This window comes from Almyronema sp. (assembly GCF_052168255.1).
In the GTDB taxonomy this organism is placed as follows: Bacteria; Cyanobacteriota; Cyanobacteriia; order Phormidesmidales; family Phormidesmidaceae; genus Sphaerothrix; species Sphaerothrix epifaneia.
On sequence record NZ_JBQLZL010000036.1, the window covers coordinates 17,804 to 40,714 of the forward strand.

Consider the following 22,911-nt stretch of genomic DNA (forward strand, 5'->3'; position numbering starts at 1 on the left):
TAGCCGTGTTTTTTCCCTGATAGGCTAGCTTTGCGATCGCCACAATAAGCTCAGTAATTTTCCAGGAGTTTACAAAACAGATGGATCTTCTCCTGATTGCTGCTACCGTTTTGGTCACCACCTTGGGCACACTGCTGCTCTACAACCGGATTGTTTTGGGCTAGCCCGTCTGAGCGCGATCGCTGCCAATTTTTTGCCGCATCCATAGCCTGATTGAGCGAGGCGAACCCGGCCAGGTTGCCTCGGTTCTCAGATCAGGCTGCATCAAAGGCTGAGTAGAGGGCCGAAGGCAGAAGAAAAGCTTTTCTGTCAAAGTTTGCCGCGATCGCAGCGCCTCAAAGCTTGTGGCTACAGCCTATCAGTGCTTCACGCTAGCATCGCAGCGCGATTGAGGCATTGGCTGCCAATTGTAGTTCAACCCCAACGGGCCCTACAGGATTCGAACCTGTGGCCGACCGCTTAGAAGGCGGTTGCTCTATCCACTGAGCTAAGGGCCCCGATCAGCCGACTATTCAGCCGACTTCCCACAAATTGTAGCGATCGCTTAGCCCTATCGCAATGGGTTGAATTTGGGCAAGTGTTACAGAGGCTACGAATTGGCGCAGATGTGGTGAGATATGCGTGTAAAAGGTCATCCTCAGTCTAAAGTAAGGATGGAAATACGGCTTTAATAGTCTTCGCGGGTAGGTTATTCAATAGAGGGGTGCCTACCCGTTACAATCAAGTATCTTCTCAACTGTCTTAGCGACAGATGCGTTCTAATTGGTTGATCATCACCTCTGCAATCCACGGCCCGATTAGGAGTGAATTGGCAGCGTTATGTTTATTCTCAAGCGTCAGGATGTTGATATTAAAAACATTCAACACCCCACTAAAGATCAAAAAATTCCGGTTCTCTCCTATCAGGGTCAAACCTTTCGCTTACTGAGCGTTTTTAATGCTGCCCAAGAGGAAGAAGCCAGGGCACTCTGGCGAGATCTAACAGACAATCGCGGCAAAGCTTGTGTTCTGCTAGAAGAACCTGAACGCTTTAGCGTTTGGGGTAAAGTTCGCCTTGAACAGCTAGATGCCGCTGAAGGCAGTGACGTGGCCAGTGGCTCAATGGCTGCGCCGTTTTTCATTCAGGCTTGCCTTTTACTGTTGCAGGCGCTCTATATCGACATTGAAGACCTCTTAGGCGATAAGCAAGCCGCTTTATTTCGCAAGGACGTGGCTGATACTTTTGTGCAGTGGCACTTTCCTCAGGTTGAGTCAGCTAAGTCAGTAGATGCCATTTTTACTATCGATCCGCTGGCAATGACGCAAATGCCTGCGTGGCAGGAACACCACCTTCAGACACTGTTGCAAGAGCTACATCGGATCGGTAAAAGCTATTTTGGTAATGCTAATTTTACTGAAAGAGCCATGGAAGCGCTGGAAGACTTACCCCCCAACCACCAACAGCAGTTTAGTACCTGGTTGAATCAGTCTCCCAATGGCAAGCTCTGGCAGTGAGGCGATCGCTTTTGTTGCCAAGTTAACCCTCACGTCTGAGGCACATCAGTCTTTGAGGTACAGCGGTATTTTTATCGTTATTGCTATGCGTAGACAAGTAACCCGAATAATCAAGCGGGATGAAATCGTTCAACTTTAAGAATCTTGGCTAATATTTTTTAATTTCAGCATCTTGTGCAACGCTGACTGAACAGTTAGCTGCAGAGGCCAAGCTGAGTGTTAATGGGTACTGGCAGTTGCTTTAGCCCCTAAAAGATTGTTGTCATTACAGTTGAGGTGGGTTCTGTTGAGTCATTCGTCCTCTAGTCTCAAGTCAGTCGTATCTACCCGGAACGTTGTTCTCTTTTGTATTGCTTGGGGGCTGGTTTCCCTCATCTTTTTCTTACTCTTTAGCGTACCGCCACCGGGTGGAGAACATCCCGCCTGGTTCTTCTATGGCATTACGGTGTTGGAAACAGGTGCCTTTGCGATCGCGACGTTGCTTTGTTTTCGTAACTGGGGGAGTAGTCAAATTGTCAGTGGTCGCGGGGTCTGGCTGTTGCTGGGATTGGGGCTGTTATGCTTTACCCTGGGCAATGTGCTGTTCTTTTTTTGGGGCACAGTTTGGGGGTTAGATCCAGCCGTTTCCCTGGGCGACTTTTTCTACATTCTTTGTTATGTGTTTTTGATTTTAGGCATGTTGAGAGCGGTGTTGCCCCGTCGCTTAAATTTAGAAGCGATGCAGTGGTTGACGATTGCAGGTATTGGTTTGGCTGGGGTTGCCCTGGCTATCTTTCTCAATTATTTTGCGGTAGCTGAGGCGGCTAGTTTGCCCCGACCGTCGCTAATGGCCGCAGCCTATGCTCAAGCCAGCCCACCGCCTCAGCCGACTGAAACGGCTCCGGTTGTGCCTCCAGAGGGGGCTGTGCCAGATGCAGCGGCTGAAGACCCAAGTGCGGCTCCTACTGCTCCTGCTTGGATAGTGTCTTTAGACAACTACCTGAGCCAGTATGAAGAAGCGGCTGGCTGGCTTTATGTGATTGGCGACTGCATTTTGGTGGTGATTGCAGCCACCATGCTAGTGGCTTTTTGGGGTGGGCGCTTTTCTCAATCTTGGAAGCTAATTGCGATCGCGGCGTTTTGCCTTTACATTGCCGATATGTTTTTTGCTTACCGGATCAATGCCGCCACTTACGAAGAAGGTGAACTGTGGGAAGTCTTTTGGACTTTTTCAGCCATTTTCTTTGCCTTGGGAGCCGTGGTGGAATATGCCATCTCGACCCAGTCACGCCGCAGCAGCCGCCGTCGTCGCGGATAGCTCGGTAACGAAAGACCTGATCGCAGGTGCAATCAGTCATAATAGTAGTCCTGCTACTGTTGTTTCAGCGGCAGAGCAGGTAGGTTTCAGCAGTGCGGGGATTTGGGCAGCATGGCGCCAAGCAAACTATCAGACGCAGACAAGCAAGCAATTATTGAAATTTACAAGCAGCCAGGAGAGACAACCTCTACCATTGGCGATCGCTTTGGCGTGAGTAATAGCACCATTAGTCGCGTCTTGAAAAGTTCGCTGCCAGCCGAGGAGTACAGCGCCCTCATTCAGCAAAAACGCTCCTCCAGTGAGCCTGCCCCGACTGCCCCTGTTGAACAAAGCCCGCAACCGGATCCCCCGGTAGATTCCACTCCCCCAGACCAGACGCCAGAACCTGCTGTAGCGGCCTCCCCAACAGCCAGCACCGCAGAAACAGCAACGGCGACAGACCCCCCTACAAAGAAAATTCCGGCTAAGCCTAAGCTCAAGTCAAAAGCGCCTGCTCCCCCAGCGGCTGAAACTGCTAGCGATCGCGAGGCGCAAGCGGCTGTTAGCCCTCAAGAGATACCTGAGGTCGAGCCAGAAGCAGAGCCGATTGAGACAGTTGAAATTTCCCCCACCGAAATTTCAGTTCCTAGACGCCGTCGCCGCTCTCGTAGCCAGGAAGAAGAAGCCGAGGCAGGTACCCAGCTTCCTTTGCTCAAAACCGAATCCAGCCCATCGCTAAGCCCGACCAGCGCGGTACCAGAAGTAAAGCTAAAAGAAAAAACGGCTCCTGTTCTCAAAGAAGACGACGAAGATCTAGACGACAGTGACCTCTCAGTCACAGACGACGACTATGACGACGACTTAGATGACGATGACGAAGAGAGTGACGACGAGGATTGGGATGACGACGACGAATCGCTCAAGCCTCATCTTCAAGGGAACGCGGCGATTGAAATTATCCCGCTGGCTCAAGCGAACTTGCCTAAGACTTGTTATTTAGTCGTCGATCGCACTGCTGATTTGATTACCCGTCCGCTCAGAGAGTTTGGTGAGCTAGGCCAAATTCCTGACAGTGAAATTGAAGCGCGTACGCTACCCATTTTTGACAACCACCGGGTAGCGCGGCGGTTTTCCCGGCGCAATCAGCGCGTTGTGAAAATTCCCGATGGCGAAGTGCTGCAAAAAACCAGTCAGTACTTACATGCTAAAGGGATCACTCGCCTGCTGATTGATGGCCAGGTATATTCTTTAGCAGGCGAAGAAAACTAGGCTGACAGCAGCGGTTCTAGGTGGGCGATCAGGCGATCGCATTCTGCTAACGTGTTGTAATGCACCAGGCTAACGCGAACAACGCCGTTTTGGTCTGCTAAGCCTAAAGCGTTGATCAAGCGCTTAGCGTAGAAATCGCCGTAACGAATGCCGATTTGGTGTTTGTCTAGCTGGGGTGGCAGGGTAGCGCTATCGGTGTTGGCTACCGTGAACGCCACAGTGGGCACCCGAATTTGCCGATCGGGGGTGGTTTCACCGATGACGCTTACGTTGGGCTGGCTGGTCAAAAAATCGAGCAGGCGGCGGCTGAGGGCTTCTTCGTGGCGGCTAATGCGATCAAACGCTTGCACCCAGCGATCGCGCGGCGTCAATGTTTCCGGCTGGTCTACTAGCTGCTCTAGGTAATCTAAAATACCGAGCGTACTGTAAGACAGCTCATAATTAGCGCCGCCGGGTTGCAGCTTGTAGGGCAGACTATCGGGCGTGATAAAGCTGTGGTTAAAGCTGGGCAAGGGTAGCAGATGTTCGCGCTTGCCGTAGAGCAAAGCATGGTGCGGCCCATAGACTTTGTAGTAGCTAAAGACATAAAAATCGACATCCAGCGCTTGCACGTCGATCAGCCGATGGGGGGCATAGCCAACGCCATCGACACAAATTAAAGCGCCGCAGCTATGCACCCAATCTGCGATCTGCCGAATGGGGTTGAGTGTGCCTAAAACGTTAGAAGCGTGGGTTAACGCCACCAGTCGAGTTTTGTTCGTTAACAGTTCGGCTAGGTCGTTCAAAGGCAAGGTCAACGTCTGCGGACAGATCGACCAAAATTTGACGACGATTCCCTGGCGCTGTAGGTCGAGCCAGGGGGTAATGTTAGCCTCGTGGTCGCAGTTGGTCACTATGATTTCGTCTCCTGGCTGCAGCGTTTGCCCCAGGCAATAAGCCAGAATTCTCAGCAGCAGGGAAGTCGATGGCCCCATGACGACTTCGGACGGGTCGGCTGCGTTAATGAAGGTTGCGGCTGCCTGATTGGCTTGGGCTAGCCGCTGGCTAGCTTGCTGAGAAACGGCGTATGAAGCCCCTAGCTGAACGTTAGAAGTTAAAAGATAGTCGTTGAGGCGATCGATGACGGGCTGAGCAATCTGTGACCCCCCCGCATTATCTAAAAAGATCCAGTCTGACCCTAAGCTGGGAAACGCCGATCTGACAAGTTCGAGGTTGAGCGGTGGCTGGGCAACAGAAGACGCTGAAGTCATAGGAAAGCTGCAAATCAGTTTTCATCATCCTAGCTTCATTGGCTGGTTTGCCAGCTTTGAGCGCTGAAATCTGCCGCAGATTGGGAAATTATCTTCCTGCTCGACCCCAGTTTTGCAGAAAGAAACAGTAGCGACTTACGGGGGGACTCCCTCAATGCCCCAGTCCGGTAGTGAGCGTTTGCAGGCAACCGAGCGAATAGACCCTTCCTCGCGCGATCGCTCGACGCTAGAGCAAGAACTGCTGCGCTGTCAAAACTGGCTACAGCAGCCACAGCCACCCTATGCTGCCTGGAATTATCAAAGCTATTTGTTTTGTTTGCTCGGTCGCTACCCAGAAGCCGTTAACAGCTACCAGATCACGCTGGAACTCAATGATCAAGACGCCACCGTTTGGTACAACTACGGCGTGGCGCTGGCTCAGCTAGGTCGCGAAGCAGAAGCGATCGCCAGTTTAGAACAAGCCCTAGCGCGATCGCCCAATAACATTGAAGCGCTTACTGGCAAAGGACGGCTTTTACATCGTCGCCAGCACTATGCAGCGGCGTTAGCTTGCTATCAGCAGGCGATCGCCCTAGCTCCGCAAACGGCTTCGCTTTGGTACTATCGCGGCAAAACCCTGGTGCGCTTAGGACAAATCTCTGAGGCGCTTGCCAGTTTGGTGCAAGCGGCTTTTTGCCAGCCAGATAACAGCAAAATTTGGAACTGTTTAGGCTATTTACAAGTGCGTTGCGCTCAGTACGAAGCAGCACTCAACAGTTTTGATCAATCGCTGCGTCTCGTTCGTAACAATCCTCGAGTTTACGTCGCCCGTAGCTATGTGCTCCGCCGCTTAGGACGGCTACAGCAGGCTCTTAGCGAGTTAGATCAGGCTCAACGCTTAGAGCCTGATTTTTTTTATAGCGAGTATCAGCGAGGGTTGATCTTAGGTACGCTGGGTCATTTCAAGGCGGCTCAAAACTGTCTGGTTCAATCCTTAAAACGGCAGGCTTATTATTACCCTGCCTGGTTGGCGTTGGGGCTGGTTTTACAGCAAAAGGGCGATTATCAAAGCGCGATCGACAGTTATAACAAAGCCCTGGCCATTGAACCTGATATTGCTTTTGCTTTCTATCAGCAGGCTTATTGTTATGCCAAACTGGGCAATAGCGGTTGGGCCGCAGAACACCTCAGACGGGCGATCGCCTTAGCGCCCTCCCTTTACCGGACAAAAGCTCAGCAAGAACCCGCTTTTTTAGCCTTTCAGTCTGCCCCAACTTTTCTCATCCGCTTACCGTCTAGCCCCTCAGAGATCTAAGGGAGGCATGACATTGGGTTAACAAATTGGCTCAGCTAAAATCTGTGAAAAAATCATCAAACCTAAGATAGATCTAAAGGCAATTTCACTACGGAACTTTTGATAGTGCTGCTGGTTCTTGCAACAAAGTATTGCGAATTTAGACGTTACGTACCAGCCTCTCAGGTTTACCGTTGAAGTCTCATTGCCTTTGTAATAATAGAGGTGAAAATCCCCAAAACTGCTGAGGATATCACATGGACAAGTCACTGCTGTCCCTCTTACTTTTAAGCGCTGTCCTAATTGCAATGCTGTCGCCTTTTGCGGTCATAACCGTTACTGGCAGCATTCTATTAGCCTACACTTTTGCTTGGGGATCGTGGACTTTAATGCAGCAAGTTGGCAAAGACACCCCTCAGCGAACAGCCGATTAGAGCAAATTCAATCTCCACCTAGCATTAATATCTCAGATTTAGCCTGTCGTGAAACTTTCAGGTACATTGCTAAGGCCAATGTCACCTGCTTGAGTAGCCAGTAAAGAACGCTAATTACCCCAAAGGTGATCAGCATGATAGCTGCTGGTCGTTGAGCTAATAAAGTGTGCCAGAGGCTACTAATCAAGGGTTCGGGTTGGGTAAGAATGTCCCAACTGTTAAAGCGATGAAACCGCCCCAAATAAATGCCTACTGCCGATAGCATGTGAATAAACAGCTCGGTGGGCAAAAGGTAGCGTCCCAACCCTCGTAGCCGTAAAAAGTAGCCCAAATTAATTAAAGAAATCACGTAGGCTTGAAAGCCAATAAACATAAACAAGAGGTACTGCGGCACTAAAACCAAAGCAATAATCCAGATGGAATAGCCATAGCGAATGTCGTGAACCAGATGGATAATATCGGTCAAAACATAGGGGGCATTGGGTAAAAAAGCGATGAAAGTGATCAACCCAATAACCCATGCAATTGACTTTAAGCGGCGACGCCGAAATAGCCACACGCTAAGAAAAAGCGGAATTAGAGCTAAAAAAGAGTTCCAGGCCATAAACCGCATGTTGTTGTGAGCTGCCTCAAAGGCGGAAGCTAACCAATACCAAGCGGATGTCATTTGCGATCGCCTCGATAAAACGGACTGTTTCCCATTGACTACAGCCCCCGACCCGATAGTTCCGCAAAGGTTAAGATCTACAGCGAGATTAGGTTCTTTAGAGGGGGTTTGAAAAGCCAGTGGTTGTGCTTTTAGGCACTCATCGATCCCCTCTATACCTTGAAAACGGCGAATCGGCTCGGAAGTCCCCCTTTTTAAGGTAGTAGAGGGATCTAAACCGCAGCAAATATCTGTTCAAACATCCCCTTAGGGTTTTCAATTTCAGCAATGGCTAGCGTTCTTTGAGGACTGCTTTAACTCCAGCAGAATTTCTGCGCTGAATGGGGGTTCGCCAGGTAAAATAGAGCGGTTGTATTCTTCGACACTGCCTTGATTGAGCGCTATACCCTGCCCGAAATGGGCGATCTCTGGACCGACACCTACAAGATGAAAACCTGGCTTCAGGTCGAGATTGCCGTTTGTGAAGCCCAGGCAGAATTGGGTTACATTCCTCAAGCAGCCGTTGAGGAAATCAAGGCTAAAGCTGATTTTGACCCTCAGCGTGTCTTGGAAATTGAGGCTGAGGTGCGTCACGATGTCATTGCTTTTTTAACCAACGTCAATGAGTATGTGGGCGAAGCTGGGCGATACATTCATCTGGGCATGACCAGCTCAGACATGATCGATACGGCGCTTTCGCTCCAGCTACGCGACAGTTTGCAAATTATTCTCACCCAGGTCGAAAATCTAATTCAAGCCATTCGCTATAAAGCTCAGCAGCATCGCGACACGGTGATGATTGGGCGATCGCACGGCATTCATGCTGAACCTATTACCTTTGGGTTTAAGCTGGCTGGCTGGCTGGCTGAAATGATGCGCCACCGCGATCGCTTAAATCGTTTACAAGATCAAATTGCGGTTGGGCAGATTTCAGGAGCCGTCGGTACCTACGCCAATATTGACCCCAAAATCGAAGCGATCGCTTGTCAAAAGCTGGGTTTAAGACCCGATACCGCCTCTACTCAGGTGATTGCCCGCGACATTCATGCCGACTTTATGCAGGCGATGGCGCTGCTGGCCGCCTCGCTAGAGCGCTTTGCCGTCGAAATCCGCAATTTGCAGCGCACCGACGTGCTAGAGGTTGAAGAATTTTTTGCTAAAGGGCAAAAAGGGTCTTCGGCTATGCCCCACAAACGCAACCCCATTCGCTCTGAACGGCTGACGGGCTTAGCGCGAATCATTCGCGGCCATGCGATCGCCGCTTTAGAAAACGTAGCCCTTTGGCATGAGCGCGATATCTCCCACAGCTCTGTCGAACGCGTGATTTTTCCTGATACCTGCATTTTGATTCACTTTATGCTGGTAGAAGCGACGGATTTGATCAAGCATTTGCTGGTCTATCCCGACAACATGCAGCGCAATATGAACCTGTATGGCGGCGTTGTCTTTAGCCAGCGGGTTTTGCTGGCGCTAGTCGATCAAGGGCTGTCGCGCGAAGCCGCTTACAAAATTGTGCAAACCTGCGCCCACGAAGCCTGGAACAAGCCAGGGGGTGACTTTCATCAGCTAATTGCCAATCATCCTGACGTGAAAGAGCAGCTAACTCCTGAGGCGATCGCTGCCTGCTTTGACCCCCAGCATCACTTGCGCAACCTAGATGAGGTCTATCAGCGATTGGGCATTTAAGCTGCCCGAAAATAAGGGCTGTTACGCAGTGTTTCAGCCTCAAACTGCCTAACCCAATCGACAAAAGTTTCGGTAATGGCTTCTGATGCTAGCCCTCGCATCAACAGGGCGGTGTAGCAGTTTTTCTGACGAATCACCACGGCTGCGTGTTCGGCTGTGTGAATCACAATATGCTGAAAGCCTTCTAACCGCAGCGAAGCCGTCAGCAAAGATTTAAGCCCCAAGGCTTGAAAAACGGTTTGCACCCAGCTCGTTTCTGTATTAGATGGCGTGACGTAATACTCTCGCGGTAAGCCATTCATGTCGAAGATGGCAACGCCCAAAATATCCTGAATGGTTGCATCGTCGGGAACAGCAGGAAGGCCAGAGGTGGCTGGCGGCGGTGGCGGTGACATAAGCTTTGGAGATAAATCTTGGCAGCGATCGCCAAAGGTAAATTTAAAGCAGAATACCCACCAGAATTAACAGGATTCCTAAACCCAGGCAAATGAACATGGCAATTGCTGCGTTCTTAGCTCCCTGGTCGGCATTGGCCGTTAGCACTTCATCGGTTTTGAGGGAAATAATGTATTTCTTCTTCGTCGCTGTTGGCCGACAAAGGGTGAGCGTGCCCGTATGGTCGCTGACTTCTCCTACCACCAAAACTTTGCGATCAATAGGTAGCACCGACTCCGTGTAGCGATAGCCTACCGTGCGGCGATGGCTGTTTCCCAACGTTAAAGAAAAGCGCCCCATTTGCAACATCCCCGCCGCCGGATCGCCCGGTCGAAACTCATTGAGAACCTGTACGGCTTCGATCGCTGCTTCATTCGGGTCTACCCAAATTTTGCCAGTTTCATCCTGCAGATAAAAAAGGGTCGATTGCTGGTTGCTGGCCACCGTTTCAGAACGTTGCTCTGTTTTGTGGGTGGTGTTGCCCTCAGCGTCTTTTTCGGTAACCGTTTCTTCGTATTCGCGCTGCACCTTGAAGCTGTAATACACACAGGGAACTTGCTTCAGCTCGGAAATCAGCGGTTGTGCCACTTCAATTTCACCCCAAAGCTTGACGTAGTCTCGCCAGTTGCCGCCGCCAATTTCATCGGCGATCGCTTGGGCGGTGTTGCCTAGCTCTGCCACGGTCACTCGTCGCGCCGACTTAAGGCTAAAGGCTCGCGCCTGCTGATTGCGCCGCACAAAAAAGAGGGTGAGGCCAACAATCAGCAAAATAATACCGATTACTATCCAAGCGTTCATGGCGTCTCCCCTCAACATGCGATATTTATAGCTGCTACCAGATTACCCGCTGGGCTTGAGCAACTACTTTGAGTTCTGTAACTTTGAGGGTTGCAAATAAGCGATCGCTTCTTCACACCAGGCTAACCAGCTTTGCTCATAGCGAATGCCGTTACGCAGCGTTAGGTACTGAAAGCGAGCCACGGGCGACAGTCGTTCCCGTTCTGGGAAAAACTGTTTTTCAATCGTGCGATATTCGTCTAAGCGAGCCTGATGTTGTTGGCGATGGGTCAACAGATCGCTGACGATGATCTCGACCGGAACCAGATAGCCGCCAAAAATTTTAACCAGCAGGTCATCTTTAACCGGATTGAGCGCGGTCGGCTCAGCCATCCAGTCTTTGAGAAACAGTTTGCCTGCTTCGGTGACGGCATATAGCTTTTTGTTGGGGCGGGTGTCTTGCAAAACTTTTTCACTGGTCAGATAGTTTTGGGCTTCTAACTTAGAAAGTTCGCGGTAAATTTGCTGATGACTGGCATCCCAAAAAAAGCCGACAGAGTTGCTAAAGCGCTTGGCTAAATCGTAGCCGCTACAGGGCCGATCCAGAAGCGCCACTAAAATTGCGTGAGCCAGAGCCATTGGCGTTGACAGGGAACGGGTGAACAATTGTGAATATGCACTTTTTAGAATAAAGCACAGTTATGCCGACGGAACATTAAAGAACCCAAAGTCTCTGCTGTAGCAGCGGCTAAAAAAAGTATGGTTTTGAAAGCAGTCTAAACGACCCGATCCAAAGGATTGAATCGATCACTATGTCACAACCCACTATAGAATCCGTTCTCCAAGAAAAGCGGCTCTTTCATCCCCCCGAAGCTTTTTCGCAGTCTGCCCACATCAAAAGCATGGCCGACTATCAGGCTCTCTACGACAAAGCCGCTGCCGATCCCCAAGCTTTTTGGGCTGAGCTAGCCGAGCAAGAACTGCACTGGTTCAAAAAGTGGGATCAAGTGCTTGACTGGCAGCCGCCGTTTGCCAAGTGGTTTGTCGGCGGCAAGCTAAATATTTCTTATAACTGCCTTGATCGCCATTTAACCACCTGGCGACGAAATAAAGCAGCGCTGATTTGGGAAGGCGAACCTGGCGATTCTCGAACGCTAACCTACGCGCAGCTTCACCGTGAAGTTTGTCAGATGGCTAACGTGATCAAAAGCCTGGGAGTGAAAAAAGGCGATCGCGTCGGGCTATACATGCCCATGGTGCCAGAAGCGGCGATCGCCATGCTAGCCTGTGCCCGCATTGGTGCCCCTCATACTGTCGTCTTTGGGGGCTTTAGCGCCGAAGCCCTCAAAGATCGGCTTAACGACGCCACTGCCAAGCTGGTGATTACGGCTGATGGCGGCTTTCGCAAAGACAAAACTATTCCGCTCAAAGCCGCCGTTGATGCGGCGATCGCTAACAACAGCGTCCCCAGCGTAGAAAACGTGCTGGTTGTGCAGCGTACCCAGCAAACGGTGCATATGGAACCCGGTCGAGATCATTGGTGGCACGAACGACAGGTTGAAGCTTCTGCCGACTGCCCTGCCGAAGAAATGGACGCGGAGGATATGCTGTTTATCCTCTACACCAGCGGTACCACGGGCAAACCCAAAGGGGTTGTTCACACCACTGGCGGCTACAACCTTTACACCCACATGACGCTGAAGTGGGCCTTTGATATTAAAGACACCGATGTTTACTGGTGTACAGCTGATGTCGGCTGGATTACAGGGCATAGCTACATTGTTTACGGGCCGCTCTCGAATGGGGCAACTAGCCTAATGTACGAAGGGGTACCCCGGCCTTCAAATCCAGGCTGTTTTTGGGATGTAGTCGAAAAATACGGAGTCAATATTTTCTACACGGCACCTACGGCCATTCGGGCTTTCATCAAAATGGGAGATGACATTCCCAAAGCGCGTGACCTTTCTTCGCTGCGGCTGTTAGGTACCGTGGGCGAACCCATCAACCCAGAAGCGTGGATGTGGTATCACTCCGTTATTGGCGGGGGCAAGTGCCCGATTGTTGATACCTGGTGGCAAACCGAAACGGGGGGCTTTATGCTAACGCCGCTGCCTGGGGCTACGCCGACCAAACCGGGTTCAGCAACTAAACCCTTTCCGGGCATTTTGGCGGATGTGGTGGATTTAGAAGGCAACCCGGTGGGAACCAACGAAGGGGGGTACCTGGTGATTCAGCATCCCTGGCCCAGTATGATGCGGACGGTCTATGGCGATGACGATCGCTTCCGCCGTACTTATTGGGAGCATATTCCGCCCAAAGATGGCCAGTACGTCTACTTTGCCGGAGACGGTGCCCGTAAAGACGAAGATGGCTATTTTTGGGTGATGGGTCGGGTTGATGATGTCATCAACGTTTCCGGGCACCGCCTAGGCACGATGGAAGTTGAGTCGGCTTTGGTGTCGCATCCGGCTGTGGCAGAGGCGGCTGTCGTGGGTCGAAAAGACGAAATTAAAGGGGAAGACATTTTCGCCTTTGTGACGTTAGAAGGCACCTACAACCCTAGCGATGAGCTAAAAAATGAGCTAAAGCAGCACGTGGTTGCTGAAATTGGCGCGATCGCTCGTCCGGGTGAAATTCGCTTTGCCGATGCGCTCCCCAAAACGCGCTCAGGCAAGATCATTCGCCGCTTTTTGCGCAATCTCGCTAGCGGTGAAGATCTCGTCGGCGATGCCTCCACCATGGAAGATCAAAGCGTTTTAGATAAACTCCGCGAAGGTTAAGCGTTGCTGCCTGGGTTGGGTGGGCATTGCCCACCTGATACACAATTTCCCTCCCGTTGAACCGCCCCTTTGCAGTAGGTAGGTTGCGCAGAGGGGGTGATCTCGGTTCGCCGCCAGGTGAGCAAGCTTTTGGTCGTTCTTTAATAATCAGGTGGCGCTTAATAGCCTTTCTCTTACGATTAAAAGAGCAAAGAGCAAAGGCTTTAACCGATGCGGCTACAGACTGACCTTAAAGGTTTACAGCGGTTGGGGGCAATGAGCGCGATCGCCCTTGCCCTCACGAGTTGTCAAGCCCCGCCGCTCTCATCTGAGGCAAATTCAACGGCGATCGCCCCTTCTACCCCGGCATCGACAGCAGCTTCTTTTGCCGAAGTCATTGCTGTAGAAGCCACAGCCGGAGAACCAGGCGCTTATACCTTGGCGGTGACCATAAAAAGCCCAGATACAGGCTGCGATCAGTATGCTAACTGGTGGGAAGTCATCAGCGAAGAAGGCGACCTCATTTTTCGCCGGGTGCTAGCCCATAGCCACGTAGAAGAACAACCCTTTTGGCGACCGGGGGGCGCGATCGCCGTTCAGCCTGAGCAAACCCTAATTATTCGTGCCCACATGTACCCGACAGGCTACGGCAGGCAGGCGATGCAAGGCAGCGTTAGCCAAGGATTTACAGTTGTTCAGCTAGCAGAAGGCTTTGCGGCTGAACTAGCTCAAGCCGCCCCCCAGCCTCCCGGCTGCGATCATTAAAGTAGTCGTCCTATGGCTAAAGACAAAAGGCTGAGGATAAAGGGCAGCAGGAAAGCTGTTCTGTCAGCGACTTGCAGCTATTGAAGTGCCTCAACACGGGTGACTACAGCTATGGATTTCGCCCGGTGCGTAGCCTCCACAAGCAAAGCTGGCAAGCGTACACTTACCAGCCGCGTTGATACCCTATTTGCAAACAGACCGCTGAAGCAGACCGCTCAGTAAAACCTAAGCTGCTTGCTTTTGACGTTTGAGGCTAGCGGTTCCTAAGCCCGATAGCGCCAGCAGACCCAACAAAGCAGCAGGTTCAGGAACTGGTTTCGGATCAGCGACGCTTACCGTACCCGCAGCGCTCGTGTCGCCAAAAGCAACCAGGCTATCGCTGGTACCTTGAGAACCCGTATCAATCTGCTCAACAATTAGAAACTCTAGATCGAGCAGAAAATCTCCAGCCGCGAATACGCCTTGATCGAGGTCATCGAGCAAGTCTGGTAAGTTCGCAGTGCCATCAACATAGAAACCACTTGCAGCGCTGGGGTCAAAAATTTGAATTTCAGCCCCCTCATCTTTAGAAGAAATGGCAAAAGCTGGAACAAAACTGTTGCCGCTCCAGCTCCAAGACCAATCCGTCAGTTCATCAAGCGAAAGAATGCCATCTGCTGCGGACGCCTCATCGGCAAAGAGCGTGCCGGATACGGTGGCTTCTTCTTCCCACCAGCCCGTGTATTCAACATTCCAGCTAAAGAGAGCTGCTTCAGCCGGAGCTGCCAGCGCAGCTAAGCCTAGAGCCGCAGTGGCCGCTAAAACAATATGCTTCATAAAACTATCCACTAATTAACTTCCAATCGAAACCTAAGAGGAGCAAAATCCCCTTTTCGACAACGCAGTGCTTGACGTCTGAGGAAAAATTTTTTAGGCAGTGAGCTGACAGGCTCAATGCTGAACGCCTGCCAGCCAGCTCTGCGCAGTTGACCGCGACTATCTCAAAGAGGCGGGGTTGGGTTATGAACCGACAATGCCGCCGTTCTTGCGGGTGATGACGATGGTGGCATCTCGCGGAATGGTGACCCCATCGGTCGGGGCTGGGAAGTTGGTCAGGCTTGGATCGCCATCGCCGGGGTGCTGGATGTTGATGAACATAGTTTTGCGATCGGGGGTGACCGTAATCCCGGTTACCTCAGAGCTAGTTACGGCAGTGAACAGACGGCGAATTTCGTTGGGGTTGGTCGTATCAGCCACCAGCATTTGATCGTTGAGTCCCTTTTGCTGACCGCCATCGGTTTCGATGAACAGTCGGCCATCGGGATCGGCCCAAAGACCATCTGGGCTGCTGAAGGTTCTTTCATCAGTCGCGCCGTGAGTATCTTGAGCCAGGATGTAAATATCCCAGGTAAACGTCAGGCCAGTGAACTGGTTGCTGTCGCGCCACTTGATGATGTGGCCGTCGGGGTTTGGTGCCAGCGGGTTCGGTGCATCAGCAACGGTACGACGGCTGTTGTTGGTCAAGGTACAAAAGACGTCGCCATTAGGCGCTGTGCTGATCCACTCAGGCCGATCCATTCTGGTTGCACCCAGGGCATCCGCCGCCATGCGTGTGTAGGTCAAGATCTCTGCTTGATCCGCAAATTGAGCCTTCAGCGTTGGGTTATTGATGGTGAGTTCTAGCCATTCACCCGTGCCATCATCATTGAATTTGGCGACATAGAGCTTACCGCTATCGAGGGGGCTAATACCGCGAGCCCGCATAGAACGCCAGTTGCTTTGAGAGACAAATTTGTAGATGTAGTCAAAGCGCTCGTCATCACCCATGTAAACGACGGCGCGACCGCCACGACCAATCACCAATTCGGCGTTTTCGTGCTTGATGCGGCCTAGCGCTGTACGCTTAACCGGGGTCTGAGACGCATCCATTGGGTCAATTTCAACTACCCAGCCAAAGCGATTTTCTTCATTGCGATAGTCAGGATTGGAGAGATCAAAGCGGGGGTCAAAGTTCTCCCAACCGTAGCCAAAACCACCCGCGCTGAAACCGTAGCGGCTTTGAGCTTCAGTTGGTGTCCAAGTGCCAGTAGCCCCAAAGTAACCGTTGAAGTTTTCTTCACAAGTGAGATAGGTGCCCCAGGGGGTATAGCCATTGGCACAGTTGTTAACAGTACCAAGGGGGGTGTTGCCTGCGGGTGTTTGCAGCAGGGCACTGTTGGCAGCAGGGCCGCTAAAGGTTACAGGCGTATTGACATGGATGCGGCGAGACTTGTTGCTGGCAACGACTTGCCAGTTGCCGCTGACTTTTTTGATTTCGACTACGCTAACGCCGTGGGCGTGTTGAGAGAGACGAACATCTTCTAAGCTCTCAGGGGCAGGCTTGCCCAGAATGTGATCGTTGCCGCCAAACTCGTGGTTGATCGCCAAGACACCGTGGTCATTGCCGCTGCCGATGGGGAAAAGCCACATACCATCGTGGCCAATTCCGATTTGGCGGGTTTGCTCTTCGGCAGTTGGACGAGAGTTGGGATCGCCGTTGTACTCAGGCCCACCGGGTTGAAGCGGGGTGCCCCAGGGAATTAAAACTTCAAACTGGTAGTCTGAAGAAATATTGGGCACAGGGCCTGAACCTTCAGCCGCAGGGACGATTGAAAAATCAATTAAGGGGCTAGTTTGAGCGATCGCTGTACCGCTGCCCTCTAGAGAGGTGGTAGCTGAGTCTGTTACGGCTGCAACAGCACCCTTGACCAGAGTTTTGTCACCCACCAGAGCCGCCAAAAAGCCAGTTGCCGATAAAGCTGCACTGCGAGCCAAGACGCCGCGACGAGACAGTCTAGCCTGAAGAACGTCTTGAAAAGTACGATTACTTGATTTGTTGCTAATTCTGTTATCGTGATTCACTGGTGTTCTCCTAAGAATTGAAAAGTTGCTAACAACATCACCCAACAACGCCTGCTTTGCGATTAAACCACCTCAAAAAACAGCGTTAAGCTGTTTCTACTTCTGGAAAGTCTGCATGACATAAACTTATTTGAACCTGCAAATCAGGGGCAATTGTTCATTGCTTGATGTTCAACCTTTGCAGTCAATTAGGTTAACTTAGTCCAAATAATCTAAATAAATTTGTGCTTCTTCAGCCGATAGACGCCCTTCGTCGTAAGCCGCATCTATTTCTGTTTGTTTTGTAGGCGCAGAAACAGACGGATTTGCCGTTATAGACCGAGCGGGTGCTAAAGCGATAATTTCTTCGTCATGTCGCTGAAGTAACGTGTAGGACGCGCTATAGTAGTCTGTCCAGACCGTGATTTGCGGGTTATCTTGCCACTGGCTGCGAGATACTTTCGTCGCTAAAATTGGAATAATTTCGCCATAGCGGCTACCCATGACGACTACTCTTACTTCAGAAATGTCTGAGTTTTGGCTAAACTGACGGCTGACCTCGCCACTGGCTAATTGTTCAGCTTGTTCGATCAAAGTGCTATACAAAACTGAACCAGAAACAGGCATATCGATCACAATATCTTCTGTTTCTGCCCAGACAGGTTGATGCACGTCTGCCAAAATCCAGGTAAAACTGGCTGCTACTACAACCGTTAGCAGTTTCCGGGCTAAAAAACTTTTAGGTTGCACCGTCAAACGCCTTAAAAAACATTAATTTCACTAAAACTCGTTAATCAAATACATAGACGAGCAAAAATTTGTAAGTGTTTATACCCTTACCAAGAATCTCATAAATTGCTTTCTGTGAAGTGAAATTCAGGTTAAGAGAAGGTCAACCGAAAATTAAAATCAAGGTTCAAACCCTTAAATCTTTTTATTGACGATCCCGATAAATAATGAAGGGATCTCCAATAGTTGCAAAACCTGCGAAAAAACTTTTAGAAGTTAAAATATCCTTCCCTGGGCTGACCGTTTTTTAGGTGGCTGCTTTACTGTGGCTGTTAAAAAATGTAAAGGGAGCCAACGCTCTGCTCAACGCTAACTATCCAGTTGGCGCTCTGCTCAACTAATGGCTGTCATGCCGGATAAAAGCGTCAGCGATCGCCATCTGAGGTCGTCTAGCTGGGGTCTTGCCGTCGGTCTTGTTTGAGGCCGCTGCGAATAGACTGAGGCATTCGTGCCTGTTTTATCCTGGAAGAAGAGACCTGACAAAACTGCATGGCTACCAAGACAACCGAAACGATTCATTACCAAACCACTCTGACTTTGCAAACACGGGGCAAATCCCTGGAGCGCTTCACCCATAAAGTGCAGTCAGCCGTTGCTGACTCAGGCATACAAACTGGACTTTGCACGGTCTTTTTACGTCACACGTCTGCTAGCCTGTTGATTCAGGAAAACGCGGATCCGGATGTGCTAGTAGATATGGCTAACTTTTTTGCTGATTTGGTGCCTGAAAACCGTCGCTACCGCCACAGCACCGAAGGCCCAGATGATATGCCTGCTCACATTCGCACAGCGCTGACTCATACTTCAGAGCAGATTCCAGTTATCAAGGGACGGTTGGGGTTAGGCACCTGGCAGGGGATCTATCTCTGGGAACACCGCGATCGCGCTCATCAGCGAGAAGTTATCGTTCACATCGTAGGCAGCTAGGGCGATATGGAGGCACTCAACTCAAATTTGATCCCGACGGCTCCGGCGGGATTTCGATCGGGCTTTGTGGGGATTGTCGGTCGTCCTAATGTGGGCAAATCGACCCTGATGAATTATCTGGTGGGTCAAAAAATTGCCATTACCTCACCTGTCGCCCAAACTACGCGGAACCGTCTGCGGGGGATTCTCACCACCCCTACCGCTCAAATTATTTTTGTCGATACCCCTGGCATTCACAAACCGCACCACGAGCTGGGTCGGGTATTGGTACAAAATGCTCAAGTGGCGATCGCTTCGGTAGATGCCACGTTGTTGGTTGTCGATGGTACAGGGGCAGCCGGACGGGGCGATCGCTTTATTGTGGAGCTACTGACACGGGTACAAACGCCTGTGATTTTGGGGATTAACAAAATCGATCAGCAGGGCGAAGCTGCCGCAGAGATTAACCAAAGCTATCAGGAGATTGCGACGGCGCATCAGTGGCCGTTGCATCAATTTTCAGCCTTGACCGGATCAGGCATGGATTCGCTGCAAACGCTTTTGGTCGATCATTTAGAGGCTGGCCCTTATTACTATCCTCCTGATTTAGTCACTGACCAGCCAGAGCGTTTCATCATGGGAGAACTCATTCGCGAGCAGATTTTAGAGCATACCCGTGAGGAAGTACCGCATTCGGTCGCTATTTCTATTGACCGGGTGGAAGAAGAGGAAACCATTACGCGGGTACTGGCAACGGTGCATGTAGAGCGATCGTCGCAAAAAGGCATTTTGATTGGCAAAGGCGGTAGCATGATGAAAACAATTGGCACTGCCGCGCGTCAGCAGATTCAGAAATTGATTGCGGGCAAGGTGTACCTGGAATTGTTTGTCAAAGTCCAGCCGAAGTGGCGACAGTCGCGCACTCGCCTTGCTGATCTGGGCTATCGCGTAGAGCAGTAAGATCTAAGCTTAAACCTAGCCCCTACCCTGCTTAGCCTGATTTTATGACGCTAGACCTAATCTTTAACGGTGCCAACCTGTTTGTGCTGCCCTTCTGGGGCTTGATGCTAATTGCGCCGCGCTGGGGTGTAACGCGGCGGGTGATGACTTCTTATTTACCCTTTGTTGCCCTGGCGCTGGTCTATCTGTATTTTTTTGTTACCAGCCTCGACCCTGACACTGCGGCTGCATTTTCTGACCCGCAACTGAAGCTGGCCGATTTAGCCCAGCTTTTTAGCCAAGAAAAAGTGATGGCGGCTGGCTGGGTTCACTTTTTGGTTATGGATTTGCTTGTGGGTCGTTGGCTCTACCTGCGATCGCTAGATCTCAACGTCTGGTTTCGCCACTCGCTGCTGCTGTGCCTCTTTGCGGGGCCGCTAGGGTTGCTCAGCCACATCCTGACTGAAACCCTAGCGCTCAAATTGGGGGGTAAATCGAGTAGCCCCGATCAAAGCGAATCTGTTGCGGCTGGCAGCTAATGTGATTGAACTAAAGTCAGCCACAGTGGTACAACTAGCAGGATCCCTATTTTTGATCAGGCGGGGATTGGTTCTGTCTTGTGAGGAGTAACCATGCTGCGGGCGGCTACAACTTTACGAAAACGCTGGCGGACTCAGTTCTCAAAATCGCGGCGCGTCTTGCTACAGGCGATCGCGCTGTTTAGTTTTGGCTTATGGCTAATTGTGGCGTGTAGTCCGGCCTCGCCACCCAGCGATGAGAGTACAGCGGCCACGACCACAAGCGGTGGCCGTGTAAGCATAGGGACAACGCTTCAGGCTAGAACGCTAGATCCGGCTGATGCCTACGAAATTTTTCCCGGCATTTTGCTTTATAACCTGGGCGATCGCCTCTATACCTACGAACCGGGTACAACCGACCTGGTGCCGCAGCTAGCCACCGAGATGCCAGACATTAGCGAAGATGGCCTTACCTATACCATTCCCCTGCGGGAAGACGTCGTCTTACATGACGGTACGCCCTTTAACGCTGAAGTCATGGCCTTTTCCATTCAGCGCTTTATGGAAAATGGCGGACGCCCTGCCTTTTTGCTAGCCGATAAAATTGCCACCGTTGCAGCCACCGACGATTACGAGCTTACCATTACCCTGCAAGAACCTTTTGCCGCTTTTACGGCTCTCTTGACGTTTTGGGGCGTTACTCCGGTACCCCCCTCCCAGTATGAAATTGCGGCTGGTAGCTTTCAACCAGATAGCTTTGCGGGTTCTGGCCCCTACAAGCTAGCTGCCTTCAGCCCTGATGCGATCAAGCTCGATGTCAACCCAGACTATTGGGGGCAGGCTCCGGCAAATGAAGGGATTGACATTCAAATTTTTACCAGTGCCGCCAACCTGTATAACACCTTCCGTACTGGGGGGGTAGATGTCGCCTATCAAACGCTAGATCCCGATCAAATTGCCAGCCTGGAACGAGAAGCCGACAGCAATGACTGGACGGTGATAGAAGCGGGCACCACGGTAATTAACTTTATGACGCTTAACCAGAAGATTGAACCGTTTGACGATGTGAAGGTGCGTCAAGCCGTTGCGGCCATGATCGATCGAGAACTGATCAATCAACGCGTCTTTCAGGGGCAGGCTGAACCGTTATATAGCCTCATTCCCACCAGTTTTGATATTTACGAGCCTGTGTTTAAGGCAACCTATGGTGACGGCGACTTTGAAAAAGCCAGAACGCTGTTGACCGAAGCTGGCTTTTCAGAGGCCAATCCCTTTACTTTAGAAATCTGGTACCCCTCTTCTTCAACCACCCGCAGCATTGTCGCCACCACCTTAAAAGAATCAATTGAAAAGGGACTGCCCGGTTTGGTGACGGTTGTGCTCAACAGCGCTGAGTCAGCCACGATTTGGGAGAATGTGGAAAAAGGCGTCTACCCAACGGTGCTGGCTAACTGGTATCCCGACTATTACGACGCGGATACCTTTATTCAGCCTTTTATGAGCTGTGCGGAAGGCTCAGCAACGACGTTGTGCATTAAGGGTGAAAGCCAGGACAGCGGTTCGTTCTACTTTAGTGAGCAGGCGAATCGCTTGCTGAGTGAACAGCGAGGCGAACAAGACCCCCAAGCCCGCAACCAAATTTTCAAAGATCTGCAAACTCTGCTAGAAGAAGACGTGCCCTATATTCCACTCTGGCAAAACAAAGATTACGTTTTTGCCCAAGGCAGCGTTGAAGGGGCTGAAATTCAACCCACCCAGCAGTTTTTGTTGTGGCAGATTAGCAAATAATGTCTCGTTCTGCCTCACTTCGTAACTATGTCTTGGCTCGTCTGCTGCTAGCGCCGCTGATGATCTGGACGATCATTACACTGGTGTTTTTGCTGTTGCGAGCCACACCGGGCGATCCGATTGATGCCTTATTGGGTTCAAGGGCACCCGAAGCAGCTAAAGAGGCGCTGCGATCGCAGCTTGGCTTAGATGCGCCGCTCTGGCTGCAATATATTCGCTATCTAGGTGACTTGCTGCGGCTAGATTTGGGAACCTCTCTTTCTAGCCAGGGTCAAACCGTTTGGCAAATTATTGCGGCTCATTTTCCGGCCACGGTAGAGCTAACCCTTGGGGGATTGCTGGTGGCGGCAGTGGTGGGCATTACGATAGGGGCGATCGCAGCGTCTCGGCCCAACTCTGCCATTGATGCGGGCGGACGGCTGTTTGGCATTCTTACCTATGCCGTGCCGATGTACTGGTTTGGCATGATTTTGCAACTGGTGTTTGCCGTACAACTGCGCTGGTTTCCCATTGGCACGCGCTTTCCGCTGACGATGGCTCCGCCCGCAGGGCCAACCGGGCTGTACGTGGTCGATAGCTTGCTGCACGCTAATCTGGCTCAATGTTTGACAGCGCTGTACTATCTGGTGCTGCCTTGTTTGACCCTGGGGATTTTGATTAGCGGCATTTTTGAGCGGATGGTGCGGGTCAATCTAAAGCAGACGCTACGAGCAGACTACGTTGAAGCTGCTAGAGCTAGGGGCATTCCCGAACGCCGGATTGTTGTTGTTCACGCCCTCAAAAATGCCTTAATCCCGGTGATTACAATTTTGGGGCTGACGTTTGCTTCTATGCTGGGGGGGGCGGTGCTGACGGAGGTGACATTTTCCTGGCCAGGGCTGGCTAATCGCCTCTACGAAGCTATTTCTCAGCGAGACTACCCGGTTGTCCAGGGGCTAATGGTCTTTTTTGCAGCCATTGTGGCTTTGATGAGCATCTTAATCGATGTGCTCAATGCCTATATCGATCCGCGTATTCGCTATTAGTCGGATGGCCTTGGCGAACCGTC

At 51.2% G+C, this 22,911-nt stretch carries 23 protein-coding genes and 1 tRNA gene; 13 read left to right on the forward strand and 11 right to left on the reverse strand.

Annotated features, from left to right (window positions below):
• Positions 1-50 precede the first annotated feature (50 nt).
• The 3 genes from ACTS3T_RS07425 to ACTS3T_RS07435 all read right to left on the reverse strand — a co-directional run bounded on the left by ACTS3T_RS07425 (position 51) and on the right by ACTS3T_RS07435 (position 635).
• Positions 51-206, reverse strand: a complete 156-nt coding sequence (locus ACTS3T_RS07425) for a hypothetical protein (RefSeq protein WP_377967845.1) — start codon at positions 204-206, stop codon at positions 51-53.
• A gap of 218 nt (positions 207-424) precedes the next feature.
• Positions 425-497: transfer RNA gene (locus tag ACTS3T_RS07430), tRNA-Arg, on the reverse strand.
• A 15-nt stretch (positions 498-512) separates the two neighbouring features.
• Positions 513-635, reverse strand: coding sequence for a hypothetical protein (locus tag ACTS3T_RS07435; RefSeq protein ID WP_377967843.1), 123 nt, complete (start codon positions 633-635; stop codon positions 513-515).
• 184 nt (positions 636-819) lie between these two features.
• Here ACTS3T_RS07435 and ACTS3T_RS07440 point away from each other — a divergent pair, with 184 nt between their 5' ends.
• The 3 genes from ACTS3T_RS07440 to ACTS3T_RS07450 all read left to right on the forward strand — a co-directional run bounded on the left by ACTS3T_RS07440 (position 820) and on the right by ACTS3T_RS07450 (position 4,039).
• Entirely contained in the window at positions 820-1,494 is a 675-nt protein-coding gene (locus ACTS3T_RS07440; protein WP_377967841.1) for an Npun_F0813 family protein, read from the forward strand.
• Positions 1,495-1,780: 286 nt separating this feature from the next.
• Positions 1,781-2,791 (forward strand): hypothetical protein, encoded by a 1,011-nt coding sequence (locus tag ACTS3T_RS07445; RefSeq protein ID WP_462934895.1) that lies wholly within the window; start codon positions 1,781-1,783, stop codon positions 2,789-2,791.
• A 111-nt stretch (positions 2,792-2,902) separates the two neighbouring features.
• Positions 2,903-4,039, forward strand: coding sequence for a hypothetical protein (locus ACTS3T_RS07450; RefSeq protein WP_377967837.1), 1,137 nt, complete (start codon positions 2,903-2,905; stop codon positions 4,037-4,039).
• Here the strand turns inward: ACTS3T_RS07450 and ACTS3T_RS07455 are convergent.
• Entirely contained in the window at positions 4,036-5,289 is a 1,254-nt protein-coding gene (locus tag ACTS3T_RS07455; protein WP_377967835.1) for a cysteine desulfurase-like protein, read from the reverse strand. The two genes, ACTS3T_RS07450 and ACTS3T_RS07455, sit on opposite strands and share 4 nt — an antisense overlap.
• A gap of 112 nt (positions 5,290-5,401) precedes the next feature.
• On the opposite strand from ACTS3T_RS07455, the gene ACTS3T_RS07460 reads away from it, so the two are divergent.
• Positions 5,402-6,583, forward strand: coding sequence for a tetratricopeptide repeat protein (locus ACTS3T_RS07460; protein ID WP_377967833.1), 1,182 nt, complete (start codon positions 5,402-5,404; stop codon positions 6,581-6,583).
• A gap of 236 nt (positions 6,584-6,819) precedes the next feature.
• The gene (locus ACTS3T_RS07465; RefSeq protein WP_377967831.1) at positions 6,820-6,996 is read left to right on the forward strand and encodes a hypothetical protein; all 177 of its coding nucleotides are present in this window, start codon (positions 6,820-6,822) and stop codon (positions 6,994-6,996) included.
• Between the two features lie 7 nt (positions 6,997-7,003).
• Here ACTS3T_RS07465 and ACTS3T_RS07470 read toward each other — a convergent pair whose 3' ends face one another.
• Complete coding sequence (locus ACTS3T_RS07470) at positions 7,004-7,663, reverse strand: DUF1361 domain-containing protein (RefSeq protein ID WP_377967829.1); 660 nt, start codon at positions 7,661-7,663, stop codon at positions 7,004-7,006.
• 369 nt (positions 7,664-8,032) lie between these two features.
• Here ACTS3T_RS07470 and purB point away from each other — a divergent pair, with 369 nt between their 5' ends.
• Positions 8,033-9,328: an adenylosuccinate lyase gene (gene purB / locus ACTS3T_RS07475; RefSeq protein WP_377967827.1), complete on the forward strand. Its 1,296-nt coding sequence runs from the start codon at positions 8,033-8,035 to the stop codon at positions 9,326-9,328.
• Here the strand turns inward: purB and ACTS3T_RS07480 are convergent.
• From ACTS3T_RS07480 to ACTS3T_RS07490, 3 genes are all read right to left on the reverse strand, one after another.
• Positions 9,325-9,723 (reverse strand): hypothetical protein, encoded by a 399-nt coding sequence (locus ACTS3T_RS07480; protein WP_377967825.1) that lies wholly within the window; start codon positions 9,721-9,723, stop codon positions 9,325-9,327. The two genes, purB and ACTS3T_RS07480, sit on opposite strands and share 4 nt — an antisense overlap.
• Positions 9,724-9,766: 43 nt before the next feature.
• On the reverse strand, positions 9,767-10,561 hold the full coding sequence (locus tag ACTS3T_RS07485; RefSeq protein ID WP_377967823.1) for an E3 ubiquitin ligase family protein: 795 nt from the start codon (positions 10,559-10,561) through the stop codon (positions 9,767-9,769).
• Positions 10,562-10,624: 63 nt separating this feature from the next.
• The gene (locus ACTS3T_RS07490) at positions 10,625-11,179 is read right to left on the reverse strand and encodes a PadR family transcriptional regulator (protein ID WP_377967821.1); all 555 of its coding nucleotides are present in this window, start codon (positions 11,177-11,179) and stop codon (positions 10,625-10,627) included.
• Between the two features lie 173 nt (positions 11,180-11,352).
• On the opposite strand from ACTS3T_RS07490, the gene acs reads away from it, so the two are divergent.
• Both acs and ACTS3T_RS07500 read left to right on the forward strand, forming a co-directional pair.
• A complete protein-coding gene (gene acs / locus ACTS3T_RS07495) occupies positions 11,353-13,320 on the forward strand; it encodes an acetate--CoA ligase (RefSeq protein WP_377967819.1) in 1,968 nt (655 codons plus the stop codon).
• A gap of 210 nt (positions 13,321-13,530) precedes the next feature.
• Positions 13,531-14,064 carry a hypothetical protein gene (locus ACTS3T_RS07500; RefSeq protein ID WP_377967817.1) on the forward strand — a complete coding sequence of 178 codons (534 nt, stop codon included), beginning with the start codon at positions 13,531-13,533 and terminating at the stop codon, positions 14,062-14,064.
• Between the two features lie 225 nt (positions 14,065-14,289).
• Here the strand turns inward: ACTS3T_RS07500 and ACTS3T_RS07505 are convergent, their stop codons facing one another.
• The 3 genes from ACTS3T_RS07505 to ACTS3T_RS07515 form a co-directional block, all read right to left on the reverse strand.
• On the reverse strand, positions 14,290-14,880 hold the full coding sequence (locus tag ACTS3T_RS07505) for a PEP-CTERM sorting domain-containing protein (RefSeq protein ID WP_377967815.1): 591 nt from the start codon (positions 14,878-14,880) through the stop codon (positions 14,290-14,292).
• A 183-nt stretch (positions 14,881-15,063) separates the two neighbouring features.
• On the reverse strand, positions 15,064-16,944 hold the full coding sequence (locus tag ACTS3T_RS07510; RefSeq protein ID WP_377967813.1) for a PhoX family protein: 1,881 nt from the start codon (positions 16,942-16,944) through the stop codon (positions 15,064-15,066).
• A gap of 198 nt (positions 16,945-17,142) precedes the next feature.
• Positions 17,143-17,673, reverse strand: a complete 531-nt coding sequence (locus tag ACTS3T_RS07515; protein ID WP_377967811.1) for a hypothetical protein — start codon at positions 17,671-17,673, stop codon at positions 17,143-17,145.
• Positions 17,674-18,201: 528 nt separating this feature from the next.
• On the opposite strand from ACTS3T_RS07515, the gene ACTS3T_RS07520 reads away from it, so the two are divergent.
• The 5 genes from ACTS3T_RS07520 to ACTS3T_RS07540 all read left to right on the forward strand — a co-directional run bounded on the left by ACTS3T_RS07520 (position 18,202) and on the right by ACTS3T_RS07540 (position 22,888).
• Positions 18,202-18,639: a secondary thiamine-phosphate synthase enzyme YjbQ gene (locus ACTS3T_RS07520; RefSeq protein ID WP_377967809.1), complete on the forward strand. Its 438-nt coding sequence runs from the start codon at positions 18,202-18,204 to the stop codon at positions 18,637-18,639.
• A gap of 6 nt (positions 18,640-18,645) precedes the next feature.
• Entirely contained in the window at positions 18,646-19,578 is a 933-nt protein-coding gene (gene era / locus ACTS3T_RS07525) for a GTPase Era (RefSeq protein WP_377967807.1), read from the forward strand.
• A gap of 44 nt (positions 19,579-19,622) precedes the next feature.
• The gene (locus ACTS3T_RS07530; RefSeq protein ID WP_462934896.1) at positions 19,623-20,096 is read left to right on the forward strand and encodes an ABA4-like family protein; all 474 of its coding nucleotides are present in this window, start codon (positions 19,623-19,625) and stop codon (positions 20,094-20,096) included.
• Between the two features lie 93 nt (positions 20,097-20,189).
• On the forward strand, positions 20,190-21,863 hold the full coding sequence (locus ACTS3T_RS07535) for an ABC transporter substrate-binding protein (protein WP_377967453.1): 1,674 nt from the start codon (positions 20,190-20,192) through the stop codon (positions 21,861-21,863).
• The gene (locus tag ACTS3T_RS07540; RefSeq protein WP_377967455.1) at positions 21,863-22,888 is read left to right on the forward strand and encodes an ABC transporter permease; all 1,026 of its coding nucleotides are present in this window, start codon (positions 21,863-21,865) and stop codon (positions 22,886-22,888) included. The genes ACTS3T_RS07535 and ACTS3T_RS07540 overlap by 1 nt, the downstream gene beginning before the upstream one ends.
• Positions 22,889-22,911: the final 23 nt, after the last annotated feature.